This window comes from Variovorax atrisoli (genome assembly GCF_014195185.1).
GTDB classification, from domain to species: Bacteria; Pseudomonadota; Gammaproteobacteria; order Burkholderiales; family Burkholderiaceae_C; genus Variovorax; species Variovorax atrisoli.
Window position 1 is genome coordinate 151,130 of the sequence record NZ_JACIBG010000007.1, and the last position, 21,295, is coordinate 172,424.

Below are 21,295 nucleotides of genomic sequence, written 5' to 3' on the forward strand. Positions count from 1 at the left end.
ATGGAAGAAGGAAGGCTCAGGCGACGCCCGCGTCCTGCTCGGACAGCGCGGCGATCAGGTCGACGATGTCGTCCTCCAGCAGGCTCACGTGGTCGATGGCGGCGTTGAACGCGGCGCCCGGGTCGTTGCGCCGGATGGCGTCGAGGATGGCGCCGTGCTCGCCGATGGTGGCGCTCATGCGCCCGGGCTGGAAGGTCACGTAGCGGCGGTACACACGCACCCGCTTGCGCAGCGCACGGGTCTGCTCGGCCAGGTAGTGGGTGTTGGACGCCTCGTAGAGCGCGTCGTGGAAGTCCTGGTTCACGTCGTAGAAGCGCGAGTGGTCGCCCGAGGCGAGGATGCTGGTCAGCTCGTCGTGCAGCTGGCTCATGCGCTGCTTCTGCGCCTCGCTGGCACGCCGAGCGGCGAACTTGGCGCACAGGCCTTCCATCACGGCCATCATCTGGAACATCTCGATGAGCATCGGCAGCGAGATGCGCGCCACGCACACGCCGCCCTGGCGGCTGCGCAGGTCGACCAGCCCGGTGGCGGCCAGCGCCTTGAGCGCCTCGCGCACCGGCGTGCGCGAGACCTTGAAACGCTCGGCCAGCTCGGCCTCGTCGAGCCGCGCGCCGGGCTTCATGACGCCGCTGACGATCAGGTCCTCCAGCGTGTCCTTCAGCTCGTCTGACAGCGTGGCGCCCTTGCCGCGCTGGCGCTCGCGCGCACGCAGCGCCGATGGCTCCACCATCTCGGGGTCGTTCGGTTCCATGTTCTGCCTTCCTTGTTGTGGTTGTGTTCGCTTCTTGTCGGGCACAGGCCCTCGACGCGTCTCTGGTCTCTATCGTGGCGGGGTTGCGGCGATCCGGTCAGAACGGCCTGTCGCCCGCCACGGTGGTGCGGTGCATCACGCGGCGGTACGTGTTGTCGTCGTAGGGCGTGGCGCGGTGCATGGTGCAGCGGTTGTCCCACACCAGAAGGTCGCCGGCCAGCCACTTGTGGCGGTAGCTGAACTCCGGCGAGATGGCGTGCGCGTTCAGCTCGGCCAGCAGCGCCGCACTCTCCTCGGCGGGCAGGCCGTCGATCTGCTTGACGACGTCCTCGCCCACGTAGAGCGAGAGGCGGCCGGTCTCGGGATGGGTGCGCACCAGCGGGTGCACCACGTCGGGCGTGGCGGCCAGCTGCTCGGGCGTGAGCGGGTTGCGGTCGGCGAAGGCCTTGCCGTAGTAGTTGGCATAGCTGTGGGTGGCGGTGAGGTGGCGGATGCGCGCCTTCATGGCGTCGTCGAGCGCGTCGTAGGCGGCGTGCATCGAGGCGAAGAAGGTGTCGCCCTCCACCGGGGGCACCTCGAGCGCATAGAGCAGCGCGCCCATGGAAGGCTCGGCCTTGTACGAAAGGTCGGAGTGCCAGTTCCAGCCTTCCTTGTGGTTGCCGATGGGCTTGCCGTTTTCCGACACGTTCGACAGCACGTACACCTCGGGATGCTCCTTCTTCAGGAACTGCGTGAGCACGTGGCCCAGCAGCGGTCCGAAGCGCCGCGAGAAGGCCACGTGCTGCGATTCGTTGATGCGCTGGCCGCGAAACAGCAGCACCGAGCGCTGGTTGAGCGTCTCGCGCAGCACCGCGAAGTCGTCGTCGCTCACGGGCTCGCGCAGGTCCAGCCCTTTGACTTCGGTGCCGATGAAGGAGGTGAGGTTCTCGAGTTGCATGGTCGGAATGAGTCTCTGTGGATGAGGAGTAGGGAAGTTGCCGGCGCTCAGAGCCGGTAGTCGGGCTGGGTGCGCTCCAGCATGCGCAGGAACGCAGGCCATTCGCGCGTACCGGGCGGCAGGATGTCGCCGGCGAATTCGGTGAACTGGCGCGCGGCGAGCGCGCTCACTTCGGGCTGCGGATACACCAGCGACTCGCCGGGGGCGAGCCCACCCTGCGCGAGCAGCTGCACCTTGGCCGCCTTCTCGAAGTAGTACATGAGGATGAAGGCCTCGGGGATGGTGCGCCCCACGGTCAGGATGCCGTGGTTGCGCAGCACCAGCGTGTGGTGCGCGCCCAGGTCGCGCACCAGCCGCTCGCGCTCGCCGGTCTCCAGCGCCACGCCCTCGTAGTCATGGAAGGCGGTGTGGCCCTGGTAGCGCATCGCGAACTGGCTCAGCGGCGAAAGGCCGTTGGGCATGGCGGCGATCGCCGTGCCGGCCTCCGAATGCGTGTGCAGAACGCACAGCGCATCGGGACGTCCCGCATGGATTGCGCTGTGGATCACGAAGCCGGCGCGGTTGACCTCGGCGTCGGTCTCGTCGACCTTGTTGCCCTCCAGGTCGATCTTCACCAGCGAGGAAGCCGTCACTTCCGAGAACAGCAGCCCGTAGGGATTGATGAGGAAGTGGTGCTCCGGCCCCGGCACACGCGCCGAGATGTGGTTGTAGATCAGGTCGTCCATGCCGAAGTGCGCCACCAGCCGGTAGCAGGCGGCGAGCTGCACGCGCAGTTCGGCTTCGGTTTCAGGGTACACGCAAGGATGGGGTTTGATCGCTGTCATATCGATTGCTTCGTCACGCGCCACGCCAGGTCCGATGTCTGTTCGCGGAACACCGCGGAACCGGCTTCGCCGGCCCGCTGGTGTTGCCCCCTGCAAGCGGGAAGGCGTGCGCGACACGAAGTGCGCGAGGACCGGGGTGTTGTTCGTTCATCGCCACCACACCAGTTTCTGGTCGATCCAGACCAGCAGGCCGTAGAAAACCATGCTCGCGATCGACGCCACCAGCACCGCCGCCCATACGCTCAGCAGGTCCACCTGCTGCGTCGATTCATAGATCATTCGCCCGAGCCCCGCGTAGGCGCCGAGCATCTCGCCGACGATCGCCACGATCATGCTGCGCGGCACCGAGACACGCAGCGCCGTGACCACCGACGGCATCGCCACCGGCAGGCGAAGGCGCCAGACGATCTTCAGCTGCCCTGCCCCGAAGCTGCGCATCAGGTTCACCGCCGCGGCATCGGCCTGCTTGAGTCCGTGCAGCGCATTCACCAGCATGGTGAAGCCCACGGCCAGCGCCACCAGGGCGATCTTCGATGCCGCGCCGAGGCCGAACCAGATCAGGAAGAGCGGCGCATAGGCCACCGTCGGCACCGCGTTCACCGCCACGGCCAGCGGCATCACGATGCGCTCCAGCGGAGGCGCGAGCAGAAGCACCACCGCCAGCAGCAGCCCGAGCAGGCTGCCCAGCGCATAGCCGCCGAGGGCCTCGCCCAGGGTGGACAGCAGCGCGGCCATGAGCCGGCCGGTATCGCTGAACGCGTGTCGCACGATCGCGTCCAGGCTCGGCAGCACGAATGGCGGAATGCCGAAGAGCAGGATCGCGCCCTCCCACACCACCAGCAGCACGACGATGCACAGCACCACCGGAACGACGGGCGATGCCATCAGCTTTCGCTGCGCCACCATACGAGCCTCCTTTCCACGAAGGTGAGCAACCCGTAGAGCAGCGCACCCATCAGCCCACAGGCGAACATCACGACCCACAGGCGCACCACGAGGTCGGCATTCATCGCTTCCATGAGCATCACGCCCAGGCCCACGGTCTCGCCGAACCACTCTCCCACCACCGAGCCGATCAGGCTCAGGCCGATGGCCACGCGAAGCCCGACCATCACCTGCGGTAGCGCCGAAGGCACGGCCAGCCTGAAGAACATGACGAAGCGGCCCGCGCCGAAGCTCTTCATCAGCGCGACGCGCTGCGGGTCGCAGGACTTGAGCCCGCGCAGCGTGTTCACCGTCACCGGGAAGAAGGTCAGGAAGAAGGCGGTCATCACCTTGGCCAGCAGCGAGTTGCCGAACCAGATGACGATGAGCGCGCCGAAGGCCACCACCGGCACCGTCTGCGACACCACGAAGAGCGGGAACACCGAGCGCTCCATCCAGCGCGAGTAGGTGAATACCGTGCCGCAGAAGAAGCCGAAGAGCGCACCGGTCGCGAAGCCGAGCACGGTCTCCAGCAGAGTGCGGCCGAAGCCGCGCACCAGCTGGGGCCACACCGACCACGCGTCCTGCGCGATGGCGCTGAGCGCGGGCAGCAGCCTTGGCGATGGCGCGAAGGCGTGCACGCAGAGCTCCCACACCAGAGCCAGCCCCACGAAGGCCAGCGCGGGAGAGCGCACTGCACGCTGCAAGAAGGCGTTCACGAAGCAGTGCCCTCCTGCGCGAAGGTCTTGCGGCTTTCCTCCTCGATCTCGGCGAGCAGGCGCTGCTTGATGCGGATGAACTCCGGCGTCAGCACCACCGAGGGATCGCGCGGACGAGGCAGGTCGATCGCGGTCTCGCTCTTGACGGTGCCCGGGCGGGCGCTCATCACCAGCACGCGGTCGCCCAGCACGATGGCCTCGTCGATGTCGTGCGTGATGAAGAGCACCGTGCGCCGATGGCGCGCCCAGATCTCAAGCAGCCAGTGCTGCATGCGGCTGCGCGTGAGTGCGTCGAGCGCACCGAAGGGCTCGTCGAGCAGCATCAGGTCGCGCTCGAACAGGAAGGTGCGCATCAGGGCCACGCGCTGGCGCATGCCGCCCGAGAGCTGGTGCGGATAGTGCCCCGCGAAACCTGCGAGACCGAACTCCGGCAGCATCGCACGGGCCCGCTCGCGCGCTTCCTTGCGCGGCACGCCCTCCACTTCAAGCGCGAGGATGGCGTTGTCGAGCACGGTGCGCCACGGAAACAGCAGGTCGCGCTGCGGCATGAACGACACCTTGCCCAGCAGCTGGCCGTCGCGCTGCGGCGCGCCGCCGAACAGCAGCGAGCCGTCGTCGTCGGGCGGCAGCAGCCCGGCGATCATGTTGAAGAGCGTCGACTTGCCGCAACCCGATGGGCCCACGAGCGTGACGAACTCGCCCTTGGCGATGCGCAGGTTGACGCTCGACACCGCAACGGTGCGCGCCTGCGCGTCACCGAAGCGCTTCCACACGTTGACCAGTTCGAGCATGGGCGGCGCCGTATCGCCCACGGCGGCGGGCGGCATCACTTCATGGGGCATGAATTTCATGGCTTCGGGTCGCGACGGCAATGGGGCTCAGAACTTCTTGTCGGCCACGGGCACCTGCGTCCAGAAGCTGGGGTCGTAGGCCTTCGAGAGATCCGCCGGAGCCTTCAGCGCCTTGTAGCCCACGAGCTGGGTCTGCATCTTCTCGACGGTGGGCAGGTCGATGGCGAGGATGCCGTCGGTGGAGCCCTTGCCGGCCTTCACCAGCTTCTCGAATTCGTCGAGCATGGCTTCCTGGTGCGCACGGTTGAGGCTGGGGGCCGCGGCCATGACGATGTCGATGGCCTCCTTCTTGTTCTGCAGCGCGTACTTCCAGCCCTTGATGGTGGCCGTGAGGAAGGCCTGCACCTGCTGCGGCTTCTCGTTGCGGTACTTCTCGGAAACCAGCACCGTGTCCTGCTGCACCACCACGCCGTAGTCGTCGGGCTTGATGAGCGTGAGCTTGTCGCCCAGGCCCTGCTCCTTGAGCGTGTTGAGCTCGTTGTAGTAGGTGGCCGCGGCCACGTCGAACTGCTTCTCGACGAACGGCGCCATGGAGCCCGACTGGGGAACGATGGTCAGGTCGCTCTGCTTCACGCCAGCCGAAGCGAGCATCGAGTACAGCGTGTACTGCGTGCCGGTGAACCAGGTGGCGACCTTCTTGCCCGCGAAGTCCTTCACCTTGGTGATCCCGGAATCCTTGTAGGTCACATAGGTGAAGGGCGTGTTCTGCACGGTCACGCCGATGCATACGAGCGGCAGGCCCTTCTCGCGGGCGAGAAGCACGGTCTCGGTGCCGCCGGCCAAGCCGAAGGTGTCGTTGCCCGAGGCCACCAGCGTCTCGACGTTGAGATTGGGACCGCCGGGGTTGATCGTGAGGTCGAGGCCTGCCTGGTCATAGAACCCCTTGGCCTTGGCCACGTAGAAGCCGGCGAACTGCGCCTGCGCCAGCCATTTGAGGCGCAGCGAAACCTTCTCGGCGGCGGACGCGGGCATGCCCGCCAGAAGAGCCATCGACGTCGCGACGGCGGCCAGGATACGCAAGGACTTGAAAGACATTGGATGGCCTCGTGAATACAAAAACTTCTTTAAGCAGTATTCATGCCATGCTGTTTCAGGCTGTTTTCGGCGCACGGAAGTGGAAATTGGCCCGAAACATGCACCGGAGTGCAGCTTCCGCCCCACTTCGAACTTCCCATGAACCGAATGCATGCGCTGACCGACCTGTCCGCCCGCGAGGCTGCCGCCCTGATGAGGTCCGGCGAACTGCGCGTCACCGATTACGCGCAGGCCCTGCTGGACAGGGCCGGCGCGACCGCGTCCTACGGCGCCTTCCTGCACCTGGACCCGCCCGCGCTCCTTTCCGCCGCCGCGGCGCTCGACGCCGCGCCGCGCCCGGCGCCGGGAACACGTCCGCTGCACGGCGTGCCGCTGGCCTTCAAGGACAACATCGACGTCGCCGGCATGCCGACCACAGCCGGCAGCCCGTGGATGGCCGATCACCGCCCGCGCCTCCACGCGGGCGTGACGCAGCGGCTGCTCGATGCGGGCGCGCTGGTGCTCGGCAAGTCGAACCTGCACGAGTGGTCGCAGGGCGTCACGGGCCACAACCACGGCTTCGGCCCCTCGCGCAATCCCTTCGACCCCGCCCGCGTGACCGGGGGCTCCAGCGGCGGCAACGCAGCACTCTTGGGCCTGCGCGCCGCGCCGGCCGCCATCGGCACCGACACCGGCGGCTCGGTGCGCGTCCCCGCCGCGCTGTGCGGACTGACGGGCTTCCGCCCAACCGTGCGCCGCTGGCCCGACGAAGGCCTCGTGCCGATCTCGCCGACCTTCGACACTGCCGGCGTCATGGCGCGGTGCGTGGATGACTGCGTCCTGATCGACCACGCGGTGGCGGGAAGCCCGGCTCAGCTCGGCGCCACGCCGCTCGCGGGCGTGCGGCTGGGCGTGCCGCAAGCCTGCTTCTGGGAGGAGCTCGATCCGCCCGTGGAGCGGCTGGCGCGCGAGAGCCTCGAACGGCTCGCGGAGGCCGGCGCCGTGCTGGTGCCCTGCGACCTGTCCGAGGCCGATGCGCTGTTTCGCGAAGGATCGATGACGATCTCGCTGTTCGAGATCCTGCCCGCGCTGGCGGCCTACTTCGCGCGGCACGACCGCCCCTTCGATGCGCGCGCGCTCGCCGATGCCGTGGTCAGCCCCGACGTGCGGCCGCTCTTCGAGCGCCTCTTCGGCGCGACCGCGATCACCCCCGAGGCCTACGCGCGCGCACTGCACACGCTGCGCCCACGCATGCAGGCGGCCTACCGGGAATGCTTCGCACGGCACGCGCTCGCCGCGCTCGTCTTTCCGACGAGCCCGCTGACCGCCGCGCGCATCGGCGAAGACGTGGAAGTCATGCTCTGCGGCCGCGCCACCACCGCTTTCTCGGCCTACATCCGCAACACCGGCCCCGCCGGCATGGCCGGCCTGCCGGCATTGAGCCTGCCGATGGGACTGACCCTGGAGGGCCTGCCCGCCGGACTGGAACTGACCGGCGCCGAGGGCACCGACTCGGCACTGCTGGCGCTGGCCCTCGGCGTGGAAGCGGTGCTGCCCCCGGCGCCCGTTGCGAACGCGGTGCAGCTGCGCTGCTGACACCCACTGGCGAAAGCCCTGATGGGCAAGGGCAAGGCTCGCGCGCATCGAAGCCATACAGCCAATCGCGCGGCCGGGGCGAGATCAACCCAGAGGCAGGGACGCTAACCGGAAGCGCTTGATTCGGCAGCGCGCAGCCAGGCCAGGAGATCGGCCACGGGGTCGATGACCGAATGCAGCCCCTCTGCCCGCAATGCCGCGGCCAGCTCAAGGCCGACGGCACCCACCACGAAGATCTTGTCCTGCGAAGCGGGCTCCAGTTCGCGGCAGAATCTCCGCAGCTCTGCGAGCGCATCGTCCGGCCGGGCCGCCACGGCAGCAGGCATGGCGTCCAAGACCCTCCAGTTGCCCACGACCGAGCCGTGGCCCGTGGCGTCGAACGCACGCTCGTACAGCGCCGTCATGCTCATGTCGAAGGTGATCACCTGCAGCTTGCGGCCCAGGCTTCGGTGCTGCGCGAGCACGCTGCGGGTGAAGCCGAAGGCCGCGTCCCCAAGTTGCCCGCGCACGATGTCATAGCCCGTGTCGAGCGAAGACATCACCACGACCCGATCGAAGCCCGCGCGAAGGCTGCGAAGGCTCCGATCCAGGGCCTCGACTGCCTGCGCGTTCTCCAGCGCGGTACCGATGATCCGAGGGGCGCCCTCCACTTTCGCGACCTCCCATTCGTCGGCGTGCCACCCGCACCGCGCGATGTGCCGCCGCAGCGTGGCGGTGATCTCGTCGCTCGAGTTGGGATTGAGGAACAGCGTTCTCATCAACGGCCCGCCGGGAACCTGCTGCGCCAGAAGTCGGCGATGTCCCGGCGACGGCAGAACCACACATCGGGAAAAGCGGACGCCTCCCGCAGGAAATCGCGCAACGCATCCGCGCGTCCGGGCCTTCCCGCCAGGCGCAGGTGCAGCCCGATGGACATCATCGCGGGGTGACGGTTCGCCTCGCGGCGGAGGCAGGCCAAGGTGCGGCGCAGGTGGTCCGTGAAATCGTCCGGCGTGTCGAAGCCCGGCGCCGAAGCGAAGCGCATGTCGTTGCAATCGAAGCTGTAGGGCAGCACCAGATGGGAATGACCGCGCACGTCCGTCCAGTAGGGAAGGTCGTCGTTGTAGCCATCGCTGTCGTACATGAGCCCCTGCTCCACCGCCAGGGCGCGCGTGTTGGCGCTGACGCGTCCGGTGTACCAGCCGACCGGGCGCTGGCCGCAGAGGCGCTCCAGCACATCGAGCGATCGCACCATGTGCTCGCGTTCCTTCGCCTCGGGCATGCCGTCGTGGTCGATCCAGCGCGCACCATGCGAAACCACCTCATGGCCGGCATCGACGATCGAGCGCGCCGCCTCGGGGTTCTTCTCCAGTGCGCCGGACACCGCGAAGTAGGTGGCAGGCAAGCCGCACTCGCGCAGCAGTTCCAGGATCCGCCAATGGCCGACCCGGCTTCCGTACTCGTAGTGCGACTCCACCACGAGGTCGCGGCGGCCTGCACGAGCCACTGCACCGGCCACGTCGCTGTTCAGTGCCTCGGAATGGGTGTCGCCCTCCAGGACGCAGTTCTCCCCGCCTTCCTCGTAGTTGACAACGACGCTGACGGCGACCCGCCGGCCGCCCGGCCATTCGAAGTCGGGCCGGCTGCGGCCATAGCCGACGAAATCCCTGGCCGGCGCGTTCATTGCTGCGTCCTGGCCTTCGACACGCACAAGGCAATCGTCGCGAGACCGATCGCGCAATAGAAGGAGATGTACAGGGGATTGTCGAAGCGATCGAGCAGCCAGATGCAGATGCTCGGTGCCAGCGCGCCGCCGAAGACGCCTGCCAGCTGGAAGCCCAGCGATGCGCCGGTGCACCGCACCCTGGACTCGAACATGTCGGGAATGAAGGCGGCCAGCGGCGCCCACAAGGAAGCCTGGCAGACCATGCCGACCACGGAAGCCAGGATGACCAGCGAGGGAATGCGCGTCTCCAGCAGCGGAAAGTAGGCGAAGGACCAGACGATCGATGCGGCGACGCCGGCCAGCAGCATCCCCTTGCGGCCGAAGCGGTCCGACAAGGCCCCGAACAGCGGGATCGCGACCACGCCGACGACAGCACCCCACAGCACGGCATTCAGGGCCAGCTGGCGCGGAAGACCCAGCCGGGTCGGCACATAGATCAGCAGCAGCATCGAAAAGACATACCAGATGACGCCTTCGCCCGCACGCACGCCGATGGCGAGCAGAACCTGGCGCCAGTGGTGGCGAAGCGTCTCCATCAGCGGAGCCTGGGCCTTGCGCGAACCGTGCTCCAGGCTCTGGAACACCGGCGATTCGGACACCGTGCGACGGATGAAGTAGCCGATGCCGACCAGGAAGATGCTGGCGAGGAAGGGAATCCGCCATCCCCAGTCCATGAACTCGGCGTCGTCGGTGATGGTGTTGATGAAGCCGAACATTCCGTTGGCGATGAGCACTCCGATCGGACTTGCCACCTGCACCAGGCTTCCATAGAAGCCTCTGCGGCGCCCTGCGGTATCGAACTCGTTGACCATCAGTGCGGCCCCGCCCCATTCGCCGCCGAGCGCCAGCCCCTGCGCGAAGCGCAGGATCGCAAGCGTCAGCGGAGCCAGCAGCCCGACCTGTGAATAGGTGGGAAGCAGGCCGATCAGAAAAGTGGACAGCCCCATGATCAGGAGCGTCGAGACCAGCACGAAGCGCCTGCCGACCTTGTCGCCGAGCGAGCCGAAGATCGCGGCACCGACAGGGCGCGCGACGAAGGCGATGCCGTACGAAAGCAGCGACAGGAGGGTGGCGATGAAGGGATCGGACTGCGGGAAGAACAGCTTCGCAAAGACCAGCGCCGCGGCGGTGCCGAAGATGAAGTGGTCGTAGAACTCCAGGGTGGTACCGATCAGGCTTGCGGCGGCGACGCGCCGGGGGCTGGTGGTCTTGCGGGCCGACCGTGCGTCGGCCTGTTGCGCGACGCGGGCGGTGGAAGCTGATGTCATGGGCATCTCCTGCATTGCTTGTGTTCGCGTCATTGCAGCACCCATGCAATCATCAGACAATCAGAATGATCTGAACGATTATTCTCCAAACATGAATATTACGCTCAGGCAGATCAAGGCATTCCTGGCCGTCGCGGACACGGGCGCGTTCGCGCGCGCGGCCGAGCGCATGCATGTCTCGCCCTCTGCCCTGTCCACCCTGGTCAAGGAACTGGAGGCACAGATCGGCCTGAAGCTCTTCCATCGCAGCACGCGCGTGGTCCAGTTGACCGAGGCAGGGGCCGAGTTCCGTCCGTTGGCTCGCAAGGCGCTCGACGATCTGGAGGCGGCGGTCGCCGGATCCCGCGCCCTCGCCCAGGTCAAGCGCGGCAGGGTCACGGTGGCGGCGTCCATTGTGGTCGCAGCCACCCTGCTGCCCTGGGTCATGCAGTCCTTCCGGCAACGCCACCCGGGTATCCAGTGCATCCTCAAGGATGGATTCGAGGAGACCATCCGCGACCAGGTGCGCCGGGGAGAGGTGGACCTCGGCGTGGGAACGCTCATCGAAGGCGAGCCAGGCCTGTCGGAAGTCACCCTGTACAGGGACCATCTGGTGGCGTTGATGCCCGACGGCCATCCGCTGACGCAACGCGGCTCGGTGAGTTGGCGCGAGCTGGCGCAGCACCCTCTGGTCTGCCTGCCCGAGCGCAGCCCGTCACGGGCATTGGCGGACGACGCATTCGAGGCCGCCGGGCTCAAACCGGTGCCTGCCTATGAAGCGACCTTCTCCTCCACCTTGATCAGCATGGTGGCCGCAGGCATGGGCGTTGCGGCCCTTCCGGTGAACGTCCGACAGCTCTCGGGCCGCACAGGCGTGCAGGCCCGGATGCTGGTTCGACCGACCGTCAAGCGTCAAATGGGTGTCTATTGGCGAAATGACGCAGCGCTCACCCCCGCCGCCAACGCATTCCTCAAGCATCTGCAGAGCTTCGTTCGCACCAACCGGGGCCTGCCGGATGAGGCGGCAGACGTGGACAGTCGCTGAGCCGGACCACGCAGCGGCGGCTAGGAGTCCGGACGATCGAGCAAAGCAGCGGCCCAGTCGCAGCTCAGGCGCGGGCTCAGGCAGGTCCCGCGCAGGTCTCGCGGCAGTTCGAAAGCCGGCCTTCGTCAGAAGGCACTCTTGACGACACCGCCGTCGACGCGCAGCGCGGCCCCGGTGGTTGCCGACGCGAGCGGACTTGCCACGAAGGCCACGAGCGAGGCCACCTCCTGCGGCGAAGCGAAGCGCTTGATCAGCGACGTGGGGCGGACGTGGTCGAAGAACTCGGCCTCGACCTGTTCGAAGCTCTTGTCGCTCGATCGCGCCATGCCCTCCACGAAGTCGCCGACGCCGCGCGATTTCGTCGGGCCCGGCAGCACGCTGTTCACCGTGATGTTCGTGCCGGCGACCGATTCCGCAAGGCCGCGCGAAACCGCGAGCTGCGCGGTCTTCGTCATGCCGTAGTGGATCATCTCGGTCGGAATCTGCACCGCGCTCTCGCTCGAGATGAAGATGATCCGTCCCCAGTTCGTGCGCTTCATTTCCGGCAACACCAGGCGCGCAAGGCGCACGCCGCTGAGGACATTGACGTCGAAGAAGCGCTGCCAGTCTTCATCGGGGATGTCTTCGAAAGCCTTGGCTTCGAAGATGCCGAGGTTGTTGACGAGGATACCGATGCCTGGATGACGGCGCACGACCTCTTCGGCGGCGTCGGCCCGGCTGAGGTCCGCGGCATAGCCCGTCACCGTGCCATGCGTCTCCAGGCGGATGCGATCCACCGCCTCGTCGACCGCCGCCTGCGACCTGCCGTTGACGATGACGCTCGCGCCCTCCTGGGCCAGGGTGCGCGCGATGGCGTAGCCGATCCCGGCCGTGCTGCCGCTGACCAGCGCCAGCTTGCCACTGAGTTGAAGGTCCATGTCCGTTCTCCTTAGGTTCGAAGTTTGTGTCCGTGAAGGCCTGCACCCGTGCCGTCGGCACGACGGCGCGCGGCAGGCACTCGCTGTCGGTGAGGAGGCAGCCCCATCAGCCCTGGCCCAGGAAAGCGATCAGCGCGGGGATGACCTGGTCTGGCGCCTCTTCCATCAGCCAGTGCCCGGACCCCTTCACGATCACGCCCTGCACGTTGGTCGCCACCATCCTGCCCTGTTCGATCAGGAACGTGCCGCCCGCCTTTTCGCCGGAGAGAACCAGCATCGGCATGGGCAGCGGCGTCTTGCCCAGTTCCGCGAACTCTGCCGCATCCTGCTCGAAGGCCTTGAAATACTCAAATCCCGCGCGCATGCCGCCAGGTTGTGCGTAGGCCTTTGCATAGAACCGGCGATCGGCCTCGGGCACCGAATGTTTGGGATCGGCCGCGAAGTCGTTCCAGAAATGCTCGAAATAGATGCGCTCGCGCCCACTCACGAGCGCCAGCGGCGTCGGGCCGTGGAAGTGGAAATGCCAGAGGTCGCGAAGGAGCCAGACGTTCTGCCATGCGCCGATACCGGGCAGGAAGGCATCCATGAGCACCACCCTGTCCGTCTCCGAAGGAAACTGGGCAGCGTACGCGTAGGCCACCATCAGCCCGATGTCATGACCCACGATGCTGGCGCTGCGGATGCCCAGCGAGCGGACGAGTTCATGGATGTCGACGGCCATGTTCTTCTTTCCGTAGCCCGTCTCGGGTTTCGACGAATTGCCGGCTCCGCGAAGGTCGGGCACGACCACCGTGTGCGTCTTCGCGAGCAGCGGCATCAGCGGATTCCACATGTGTCCGGTCTCGGCGTAGCCATGCAGCAGCACGACGGCCGGGCCGGTGCCGCCAATGCGGTAGTCGATGCGGGTGCCATTCACCTGCGCGCTGCCTGCGCGGAAGCCAGGGACGGCGTCGACGACCGGTGCGGCATGCGCCGGGGCACCCATGGCAAGTGCGGCGCCAACCGCGGCTGCGCCAGCGATCAGCGTGCGCCGGACAGGGCTGGAAAGGGAGGTGGGCTGGGTCGATGTCATGCTGAATTTCCTTTGTGTGTTTCGAGGTGAGCGAAATTTATGATTCAGCTTCACTTCCAGAAAGTGCCCAAAGATGGTTTACTCATTCAGCTTTCCTGAATGATTGGAACCAACCGCCATGGACCGTCTTCGCGCTTACGAGGTGTTCGTCACGGTGGTGGCGCGAGGCAGCTTCACCAAGGCGGCCGACGCGTTGGACACCTCTCCAGCCAACGTGACGCGCTATGTCAACGAGCTGGAGGCCCACTTGCGCACGCGGCTGATCAACCGCACGTCGCGGCGCCTGTCGCTCACCGAGGGCGGCGAAGCGCTGTTCGATCGGGCGAAGTCGATCCTCGAGGAAGTGGCGGAGACCGAGGCGCTGGCCACCACCGCCTCGCTCCAGCCGCGCGGGCGCCTGCGCATCAACGCACCACTGAGTTTCGGCAGCATCGTGCTGGCGCCCGTGTGGCCCAGGTTCATGGCGAAGTACCCCGACGTGGAACTGGACGTCGCGCTCATCGACCGCGTCGTCGACATCGTCGAAGAGGGCTATGACCTGGCCATCCGCATCTCGCGGACCATGTCGGGCACCCACATCGCGCGCCGCCTGGGCCGCTCGCAGAACCTGGTGTGTGCCTCACCCGAGTACTTGGCGACTCATGGCATGCCCGAAGTCCCGGCGGACCTTTCCCGGCACCAGTGCCTCGGCTACACGTACGGCGCCACATCGGATGAGTGGCAGTTCGCAGGCCCCGACGGCACGCTGGAGTCCGTGCGGGTGCGCTGGGCCCTGAGGGCCAACAATGGCGAAACCGCCCGCGCAGCGGCGATCGCCGGCGTCGGCGTGATCTGGCAGCCGAGCTTCGTGGTCGGAGAGGACGTGCGAGCTGGTCGATTGGTCGAGGTCATGCCTGGCTACCGCATGCCTGCCATCGACATCCTGGCGATCTACGCAAGCCGCCGCCACCTCAGCGCCAAGGTGCGGGTGATGGTCGACTTCCTGGTGGAGGCCTTGCAGGGTTCGCCATGGGAGAAAGGCGGACCAGCGGGCGTCGGCAGGTGACCAAGGGCTGCCGATCCCAGGCATTCATCCCTTCAACAGCGGCAGTCGCAGCGTGAGCCCCAGCACTCCGCCGCCAACCGGGGCCGAATAGATGCGTCCGCCATGGTGACCGGCAATGCGCTCGCAGGCCCTCGCGCTGGCCACCACCGCGGCCGAATGCCTGCTGTCGAAGAACTTCGCGAGTGGAGGATGCATGTCGACGGCATCGAGGTCACGCCAGTGGATCACCGCTTGCTCGCGATCGGCATGCGCCGACAGCTGGAGCGTGGCGCCCGCGCGCATCACGCCGGCGGCATAGGCCATGACCTTCGCCAGCAGCTCATGCAACTCCGACTCGATCGCGAACACGCGCATTGCTTCCGGCGGCAGCCTGACGTCGAGGCGGATGGCTCCTGAATCGGGCCGGATCGAGGCAGCGCCAAGCAGTGCACGGATGTCCTGCGGTCGGCTGGCGCTCAGGCGCTGCAGCGTCTCCTGGCGGGCCTGCGCGGCGAGCTCGCGCGCCCTGGCGCCCTGCCGCAGGTTGGCGAAGAACAGCGAGCACATCGTGCCGACCACGCCGCCAAGGCCCAGCACGATCACGGCAGCGATGATGAAACCAAGGCTCCCCGTTTGCAGCTGCCCCGCGCCGGCCATCAGCGCACTCCCGCAGGCCGAGGCGTGTATTCGCCAGAGGGGTCGCGCGTGCAGCGTTCCTGAGCTGGCGCCCGGTCGACCTCGCAAGCACTCCTCTCCGGAGGCGGCAGACGTTGCGCATTGTCGAAGCGCATCGGCCACGGGCCTTCGCCGCGGAAACCCGGCGGCGGTGGACGATAGGGCACGGGCGGCGGGGGCAGCATGATGCAGCCGGTCAGTCCGGATGCCGCCAGCACGCTCGCGAGAAGTCGGAATCGGTTCATGATTGGAAGCTCACTGCCGGTTGGCAGAAGCGAAGAAGGAAGCGGAAAAAGAAAGAGCCGCGCGAAGGAAAAGAGGCGGCGGGTGCACGCCCGTTCCTTCGCACGGCGAGGTCGCACGCTCAGAACGCGTGTCGGATGCCGAAGTCGTAGCCTGTGGACGAACGCGGCAGGCCGCTGTAGCCCGTGCCCGTGCTGCCGTAGCCGGTCGTGCTCGCCGACACCAGGCTGCCCGTGTAGTTCACGTCATTGCGGTTGTTCACCCGCGCCACCGTCGCATACAGCGCCGTGCGCTTGGACAGGTTGTGCACGTAGCCGATCGCGAACTTGCGCGCCAGCGGGTCCTCGCCCGTGATGCCGACACCGCCCTCGTTGTAGCGAACCTGCGAGTACGACGCGCGGATCAGCCCCGCGCCCACCGGCACGGTCGCGCCGATCAGGTAGCCGTTGTAGCTGTCGTGCGTGTTGCCCAGCGCCGCGTAGTCGAACTTGTTCTTCACGTTCGACAGCTCCCCGAACAGCTTCACCGGACCGAAGTCGTACGACGCGCCCAGGTTGATCGTCTGCACCTTGCGCTCCAGCGTGGTGGTGTCCACCGCGATGCTCTGGCCCACGCCCAGTGCGATGTCCAGAGGACCGTTGGCGTAGCCGAAACGGCCACCGACGTAGCGGCCCGCGCTGCTGCTCGAGGCTGCGGTGGTGCTGGTCGCGTCGGTGCTGGTGTTCTCGTGCAGGCTGTACTGCACCTGGCCATAGAAGCCGCCCAGGTTCGGCGGCAGGAAGTAGCCGATCGAGTTGCTCGCGCGCACGTAGTTGGCGTTGTTGATGGTGGTGTTGCCGCTGACGGTGCTGATGACGTTGGTGCCCGAGCCGTTGGTGCCGAACGGGTCGAAGACGGTGTCGTTCCAGAAGGTGGGCGTGTAGTCGCGGCCCAGGCGCAGCTCGCCGAAGCCGCCCGACAGGCTCACGGTGGAGCGGCGGCTGAAGGTGGAGATGCCGGTGGCGCCGTCGTCGTTGCTGATGGGCGCCTCGAGCCAGAAGCTGGCGGCCAGGCCACCGCCGAGGTCTTCGGTGCCGCGAAAGCCGATGCGGCTGGAGTTGTAGGCGGAGTTGCCCAGGCTGGTCTTGCTTTGCTTGACGGACGCGCCGGTGATGGGGTCGCGCGCGGTGCTCGACTGGTAGGTCAGGCCGGCGTCCACGACGCCGAACAGCGTGACCGACGATTGGGCAGAGGCCAGGCCGCAGACGGCCAGGGCAGCGAGTGCCGTGAGGGATTTCTTCATTCAGGGTTCTCCGGTTGCAGCGGCTCCACATCGAGCAGCAGGCACGCATGGTCCCGTTCAAATTCGGAGGAATCTTGTGGTTGGCCCTCGCCGGACGGCAGTTGTTGTTTGCACGCAAACCTCGAAGGTCCACCGACGGAAACGCCTCGTGCAAGAAGTCTCCCAGAAGCGGCGCGATGCTCCTGCCGAAAGGAGTCACCCATGACATTGGCCTTGCAAGGCAACACCGCCACCTCGCTGGGCGTGCAGCAGCTCGCCAGCGCATTCAGTCCCGCCTTCTCGTACCTGCGCATCCTTCGCAACCTCATCATCCCGATGCCCGAGAGCCACACCGTGCCCACCGCACGCATCGACGCAGTGCTGGTGTGCGAGACCGGCGTGTATCTCTTCGAGATCAAGGCATGGCGCAATGCCTTCGTCTACCGCAAGAAGGCGCAGCAGTCGCCGCCGCGCTGGTTTCTGCGCCTGCACGGCGACAAGAACGCGCGCGAGGTGAAAGACCCCGCATGGCAGGGTGGACGCAAGACAACGCAGCTCAGAAGCCTGCTGTCCGACGAGCTGCGGCTGCAGTACTTCGTGCTTCTGCCCTGCGACGGCATCGAACTCGAAGGCGTGATGCCGGCGGCCATCATCACGCAGCATGACCTGCCCTACATCGCACGCCTGGTTCGCAACAACGGCCGCCTCGCGCGCAACTACCCGCTGCTGGACGAGCAGGGAATCGACAGGACCGTCCAGCGACTGCTCGAGATCCAGGGCGGGCTGACGCTGGAGGATCACCTTCGCAACTGCCGCGAAGGAAGTACCCAGCCTGCCGCAGCCGCCAGGGCATCGGCATGGGCGGCTTCGAACGCGATGGGGTTGCAGTAGGCCGCAGGCAAAGACCCCGGCCGCGCCGGGGCAGCCCGGTCAAGGTCCCAAATTTCTCCGACTTTGGCGGAAACCATGCAGCGATGCAGTTTCCCAAGCCATTGGCAGCCGCCGCCGCGCTGCTTGCCTTCACCGCCGCTTCTTCCGCCTGGGCGGTCGAGCCCTTCACCGTGCGCGACATCAGGCTCGAAGGCCTGCAGCGCGTCGAGCCCGGCACCGTCTTCGCCACCATGGGCCTGCGAGCCGGCGATACCTACAGCGACGAGCGCGGCAGCGCTGCCATCCGCGAGCTGTTCAAGCTGGGCCTCTTCAAGGACGTGCGCATCGACGTGAACGGCAACGTGCTGGTGGTCGTGCTGGAGGAGCGCCCCTCCATCGCCGACGTGGAGTTCGCGGGCACCAAGGAGTTCGACAAGGCGGCGCTGCAGAAGGCGCTGCGCGAGGTGGGGCTGTCCGAGGGGCAGGCCTACGACAAGGCGCTGACCGACCGCGCCGAGCAGGAGCTCAAGCGGCAGTACATCGGCCGCAGCCTCTACAACGCGCAGGTGGTCACCACCGTCACGCCGCTGGAGAGGAACCGCGTGAACATCACCTTCACCGTGACCGAAGGCGAACCCGCACGCATCAAGGAAGTGCGCGTGGTCGGCAACAAGGCCTTCAGCGAGAGCACGCTGCTGGACCTGTTCGACCAGGACACGGGCGGCTGGCTGGACTGGTACACCAAGTCCAACCAGTACTCGCGCAGCAAGTTCAACGGCGACCTGGAGACGCTGCGCTCCTACTACATCACGCGCGGCTACCTGGAGTTCCGCATCGACTCGACGCAGGTCGCCATCTCTCCCGACCGGCAGACGCTGACCCTCACGATCAACATCACCGAGGGCGAGAAGTTCGCGGTGGCCGGCGTGAAGCTCGCGGGCGACTATCTGGGCCGCGAGGACGAGTTCAGGACGCTCGTGACCATCCGCCCCGGCAAGCCCTACAACGGCGAGGACGTGGCCGCCACCACCAAGGCCTTCACCGATTACTTCGGCACCTTCGGCTACGCCTTCGCTCGCGTGAAGGCGGAGCCAGAGATCGACCGGCAGAACAACCGCGTGACGCTGGTGCTCAAGGCGGAGGCCTCGCGGCGCGCCTATGTGCGGCGCATCAACATCGGCGGCAACGCCAGGACGCGCGACGAGGTGATCCGCCGCGAGTTCCGCCAGTACGAGGGCGCCTGGTACGACGGCAACAAGATCCGCGCCTCGCGCGACCGCATCGACCGCCTGGGCTTCTTCACCGACGTGAACGTCGATACCGTCGACGTGCCCGGCTCGCCCGACCAGGTCGACCTGGCGGTGACGGTGGCCGAGAAACCCACCGGCTCGCTGCAGCTGGGCGCGGGCTACTCGTCGACCGACAAGGTATCGCTGACCTTCGGCATCACGCAGGAGAACGTGTTCGGCAGCGGCAACTACCTGGGCCTGAACGTGAACACCAGCTCGTACAACCGCACCATCTCGCTCACGGCCACCGACCCGTACTTCACCAAGGACGGCATCTCGCGCACGCTGAACGTGTTCCACACCACCACGCGGCCCTACTACGAGGCCGACGGCAACTACAAGCTCGCCAGCGACGGCGGCTCCGTCCGCTTCGGCTTCCCGGTGGGCGAGCAGGACACGGTGTTCCTGGGCATCGGCCTGGAGCGCTGGTCTTTCACGCCGGGCACCAACGGCGCCTACACGCTCGTCGACGGCTCGTACGTGTACACCGCCACGCCACAGGCGTACCTCGACTACTTCAAATGCACGGGCACTGCGCCGAGCGTGAGCTGCGCCACGTCGAGCATGATCGCCATTCCCGCCACGCTGGGCTGGTCACGCGACGACCGCGACAGTGCGCTCGTGCCCACGCGCGGCCGTCTGCAGAGCGCCAACCTCGAGATGGGCGTGGGCAGCGAGCTGCGCTACCTGAAGACCAACTACCAGTACCAGCAGTATTTCCCGCTGTCGAAGCAATACACGCTGGCCATCAACGGCCAGCTCGGCTATGCGCGCGCGCTGGGCGACAGCACCTACCCCATCTTCAAGAACTTCTACGCCGGCGGCCTGGGCTCGATCCGCGGCTTCGAGCAGAACTCGCTGGGCCCGGCCGACTCGGTCACGGGCGGCGCGCTCGGCGGCACGCGCAAGGCGATCTTCAACATGGAGTTCAGCACGCCCTTCCCGGGCGCGGGCAACGACAAGACGCTGCGCCTGTACACCTTCCTCGACGCGGGCAACGTGTTCGCCGATCGCACCGCAAGCATGACGGACGCGCAATGGAAGGCGCAGAACCGCATCCGCGCCTCCACCGGCATCGGCATCAGCTGGATCTCGCCGCTGGGCCCGCTGCGGCTGGCCTACGCGGTTCCGCTGGTCTACCAGAAGGCCGACACCGCGAACAACATCTCGGCCGACCGCACACAGCGCTTCCAGTTCCAGATCGGAACCTCGTTCTGAGTGCGAGCGGGCTTCTTCGTGCGGCGCCCACGCTGGGCGAGCCAGGCGCCGGCCGCTCAGCCCTCCGCGCGAGGCGGCACGATCGCGCGGACGCGCGCTGCGCCCTCCGGCGAGCGCGGGTGCGAAAGGCCCGGCCCTTCGGAAGGCATCTTTCCGGGCGGCGGGCTGCCGGGGCGGGGCGGCCGGTCGACCGCCGGGTTCGCCGCCGGATCGACCACCAGCGCGAGCGTCGCGACGTAGCGTTGCCGTTCCTCGCGCACCGAGCCGAGCACCGTGGCACCGGCCTTCAGCGCGATGCCATCGGCGCTGTTGAGCGTGTCGCGAAGCCGCGCACGCCGGTAGGAGGAGACCTGCGTGTAGAGGAACTCGCTCAGCGCATCGGGCAGGAAGAACTGCGACGTGAGAACGGCGCGGACGCCATGGATCACCTTGAAATGGATGTGCGTCGTCCGCCCTGCGTACCAGCCCGGATAGATGGTGGCGAAGGCTGCGCCGCCGTCCCGGTCGGTGAACTGGCTGCCGCGCAGGAAGGTCTTGCCTTCGAAGGTGAGCGAGCGGTCGTCGCCCTGCTCGCCGAAGCCCGAGTAACGGCCCTGCGCGTCGCAATGCCAAAGGTCCACGCGCAGTTTCGGAAGCGGCCGGCCAGTCGCGTCGCACACGTTGAAGCGCACCTCCAGCGGCACGCCCTCCAATCCCTCGGCGATGTCCGAACGCTCCAGCGCGAGATCGAGGTAGTACGGGCCTTCCGTGGTCTGTGCCGTCAGCGCAAGCCGGTGCGCTGCGGCAGGTGCAGCGTTCGCGGCTGCCGACAGGCCCGCCGCGCCGAAGGCGGCCAGCAGGCCGCGGCGTCCGATGGATGCGCGCGGATGGGGGGTGGAGGTCATGGATTCCTTCTTTCTTCCGCCGCATCGGGCGACGAGGGTCGTGTGGCCCGGCTCTCCGCCCAGAAGACGATCAGTGCCCAGGCCTGCGCGAGCAGCCAGAAGAACACCGTGATCGCCAGCAGCAGCGGCAGGTCCGTGTGAGCCGTGGGAGGGGTCATGGCCGGCATCGTGGGGGCGCAACGGGGAGAAATCATGGAGAACGCAGGAAAAGCGGTTCTCCCATATTCCT

Annotated in this window: 21 protein-coding genes; 5 read left to right on the forward strand and 16 right to left on the reverse strand. The window is 67.1% G+C overall.

Annotation, left to right across the window (positions count from 1 at the left end):
• Positions 1-16 precede the first annotated feature (16 nt).
• The 7 genes from FHY06_RS23770 to FHY06_RS23800 form a co-directional block, all read right to left on the reverse strand.
• Positions 17-751 (reverse strand): GntR family transcriptional regulator, encoded by a 735-nt coding sequence (locus FHY06_RS23770; protein WP_019658676.1) that lies wholly within the window; start codon positions 749-751, stop codon positions 17-19.
• Between the two features lie 97 nt (positions 752-848).
• A complete protein-coding gene (locus FHY06_RS23775; RefSeq protein WP_019658675.1) occupies positions 849-1,688 on the reverse strand; it encodes a TauD/TfdA dioxygenase family protein in 840 nt (279 codons plus the stop codon).
• A gap of 47 nt (positions 1,689-1,735) precedes the next feature.
• Complete coding sequence (locus FHY06_RS23780; RefSeq protein ID WP_184606502.1) at positions 1,736-2,512, reverse strand: class II aldolase/adducin family protein; 777 nt, start codon at positions 2,510-2,512, stop codon at positions 1,736-1,738.
• A gap of 147 nt (positions 2,513-2,659) precedes the next feature.
• Positions 2,660-3,418, reverse strand: a complete 759-nt coding sequence (locus FHY06_RS23785) for an ABC transporter permease (RefSeq protein WP_019658673.1) — start codon at positions 3,416-3,418, stop codon at positions 2,660-2,662.
• A complete protein-coding gene (locus FHY06_RS23790; protein WP_126186324.1) occupies positions 3,397-4,155 on the reverse strand; it encodes an ABC transporter permease in 759 nt (252 codons plus the stop codon). The genes FHY06_RS23785 and FHY06_RS23790 overlap by 22 nt, the downstream gene beginning before the upstream one ends.
• Positions 4,152-5,006: an ABC transporter ATP-binding protein gene (locus tag FHY06_RS23795; RefSeq protein ID WP_126186323.1), complete on the reverse strand. Its 855-nt coding sequence runs from the start codon at positions 5,004-5,006 to the stop codon at positions 4,152-4,154. The genes FHY06_RS23790 and FHY06_RS23795 overlap by 4 nt, the downstream gene beginning before the upstream one ends.
• Before the next feature lie 27 nt (positions 5,007-5,033).
• Positions 5,034-6,041 carry an ABC transporter substrate-binding protein gene (locus tag FHY06_RS23800; protein ID WP_126186322.1) on the reverse strand — a complete coding sequence of 336 codons (1,008 nt, stop codon included), beginning with the start codon at positions 6,039-6,041 and terminating at the stop codon, positions 5,034-5,036.
• Positions 6,042-6,179: 138 nt separating this feature from the next.
• On the opposite strand from FHY06_RS23800, the gene iaaH reads away from it, so the two are divergent.
• Positions 6,180-7,616 carry an indoleacetamide hydrolase gene (iaaH, locus tag FHY06_RS23805; RefSeq protein ID WP_184606503.1) on the forward strand — a complete coding sequence of 479 codons (1,437 nt, stop codon included), beginning with the start codon at positions 6,180-6,182 and terminating at the stop codon, positions 7,614-7,616.
• A gap of 104 nt (positions 7,617-7,720) precedes the next feature.
• Here the strand turns inward: iaaH and FHY06_RS23810 are convergent, their stop codons facing one another.
• From FHY06_RS23810 to FHY06_RS23820, 3 genes are read right to left on the reverse strand one after another with little or no spacing between them, the layout of a single operon-like run.
• The gene (locus tag FHY06_RS23810) at positions 7,721-8,374 is read right to left on the reverse strand and encodes an aspartate/glutamate racemase family protein (protein WP_184606504.1); all 654 of its coding nucleotides are present in this window, start codon (positions 8,372-8,374) and stop codon (positions 7,721-7,723) included.
• Positions 8,374-9,279 carry a polysaccharide deacetylase family protein gene (locus FHY06_RS23815; protein ID WP_126186319.1) on the reverse strand — a complete coding sequence of 302 codons (906 nt, stop codon included), beginning with the start codon at positions 9,277-9,279 and terminating at the stop codon, positions 8,374-8,376. The genes FHY06_RS23810 and FHY06_RS23815 overlap by 1 nt, the downstream gene beginning before the upstream one ends.
• Positions 9,276-10,589, reverse strand: a complete 1,314-nt coding sequence (locus FHY06_RS23820) for an MFS transporter (protein ID WP_184606505.1) — start codon at positions 10,587-10,589, stop codon at positions 9,276-9,278. The genes FHY06_RS23815 and FHY06_RS23820 overlap by 4 nt, the downstream gene beginning before the upstream one ends.
• A gap of 43 nt (positions 10,590-10,632) precedes the next feature.
• On the opposite strand from FHY06_RS23820, the gene FHY06_RS23825 reads away from it, so the two are divergent.
• Positions 10,633-11,613 (forward strand): LysR family transcriptional regulator, encoded by a 981-nt coding sequence (locus FHY06_RS23825; RefSeq protein ID WP_184606506.1) that lies wholly within the window; start codon positions 10,633-10,635, stop codon positions 11,611-11,613.
• A 125-nt stretch (positions 11,614-11,738) separates the two neighbouring features.
• Here FHY06_RS23825 and FHY06_RS23830 read toward each other — a convergent pair whose 3' ends face one another.
• Both FHY06_RS23830 and FHY06_RS23835 read right to left on the reverse strand, forming a co-directional pair.
• A complete protein-coding gene (locus FHY06_RS23830) occupies positions 11,739-12,530 on the reverse strand; it encodes an SDR family NAD(P)-dependent oxidoreductase (RefSeq protein WP_126186316.1) in 792 nt (263 codons plus the stop codon).
• A gap of 106 nt (positions 12,531-12,636) precedes the next feature.
• Positions 12,637-13,602, reverse strand: coding sequence for an alpha/beta fold hydrolase (locus FHY06_RS23835; RefSeq protein WP_132801826.1), 966 nt, complete (start codon positions 13,600-13,602; stop codon positions 12,637-12,639).
• A gap of 118 nt (positions 13,603-13,720) precedes the next feature.
• Here FHY06_RS23835 and FHY06_RS23840 point away from each other — a divergent pair, with 118 nt between their 5' ends.
• Complete coding sequence (locus FHY06_RS23840) at positions 13,721-14,647, forward strand: LysR family transcriptional regulator (protein ID WP_184606507.1); 927 nt, start codon at positions 13,721-13,723, stop codon at positions 14,645-14,647.
• A 24-nt stretch (positions 14,648-14,671) separates the two neighbouring features.
• Here the strand turns inward: FHY06_RS23840 and FHY06_RS23845 are convergent, their stop codons facing one another.
• Complete coding sequence (locus tag FHY06_RS23845; RefSeq protein ID WP_184606508.1) at positions 14,672-15,283, reverse strand: sensor histidine kinase; 612 nt, start codon at positions 15,281-15,283, stop codon at positions 14,672-14,674.
• Positions 15,284-15,665: 382 nt separating this feature from the next.
• The gene (locus FHY06_RS23850; protein WP_184606509.1) at positions 15,666-16,826 is read right to left on the reverse strand and encodes a porin; all 1,161 of its coding nucleotides are present in this window, start codon (positions 16,824-16,826) and stop codon (positions 15,666-15,668) included.
• Between the two features lie 201 nt (positions 16,827-17,027).
• On the opposite strand from FHY06_RS23850, the gene FHY06_RS23855 reads away from it, so the two are divergent.
• Together FHY06_RS23855 and bamA are read left to right on the forward strand one after the other, a co-directional pair.
• Positions 17,028-17,696 carry a nuclease-related domain-containing protein gene (locus tag FHY06_RS23855; RefSeq protein WP_184606510.1) on the forward strand — a complete coding sequence of 223 codons (669 nt, stop codon included), beginning with the start codon at positions 17,028-17,030 and terminating at the stop codon, positions 17,694-17,696.
• 83 nt (positions 17,697-17,779) lie between these two features.
• Entirely contained in the window at positions 17,780-20,182 is a 2,403-nt protein-coding gene (bamA, locus tag FHY06_RS23860; RefSeq protein ID WP_184606511.1) for an outer membrane protein assembly factor BamA, read from the forward strand.
• Positions 20,183-20,238: 56 nt separating this feature from the next.
• Here the strand turns inward: bamA and FHY06_RS23865 are convergent, their stop codons facing one another.
• A complete protein-coding gene (locus FHY06_RS23865; RefSeq protein WP_184606512.1) occupies positions 20,239-21,066 on the reverse strand; it encodes an intradiol ring-cleavage dioxygenase in 828 nt (275 codons plus the stop codon).
• A complete protein-coding gene (locus tag FHY06_RS23870) occupies positions 21,063-21,224 on the reverse strand; it encodes a hypothetical protein (protein WP_157773887.1) in 162 nt (53 codons plus the stop codon). Before FHY06_RS23870 ends, FHY06_RS23865 begins: the two co-directional genes overlap by 4 nt.
• Positions 21,225-21,295: the final 71 nt, after the last annotated feature.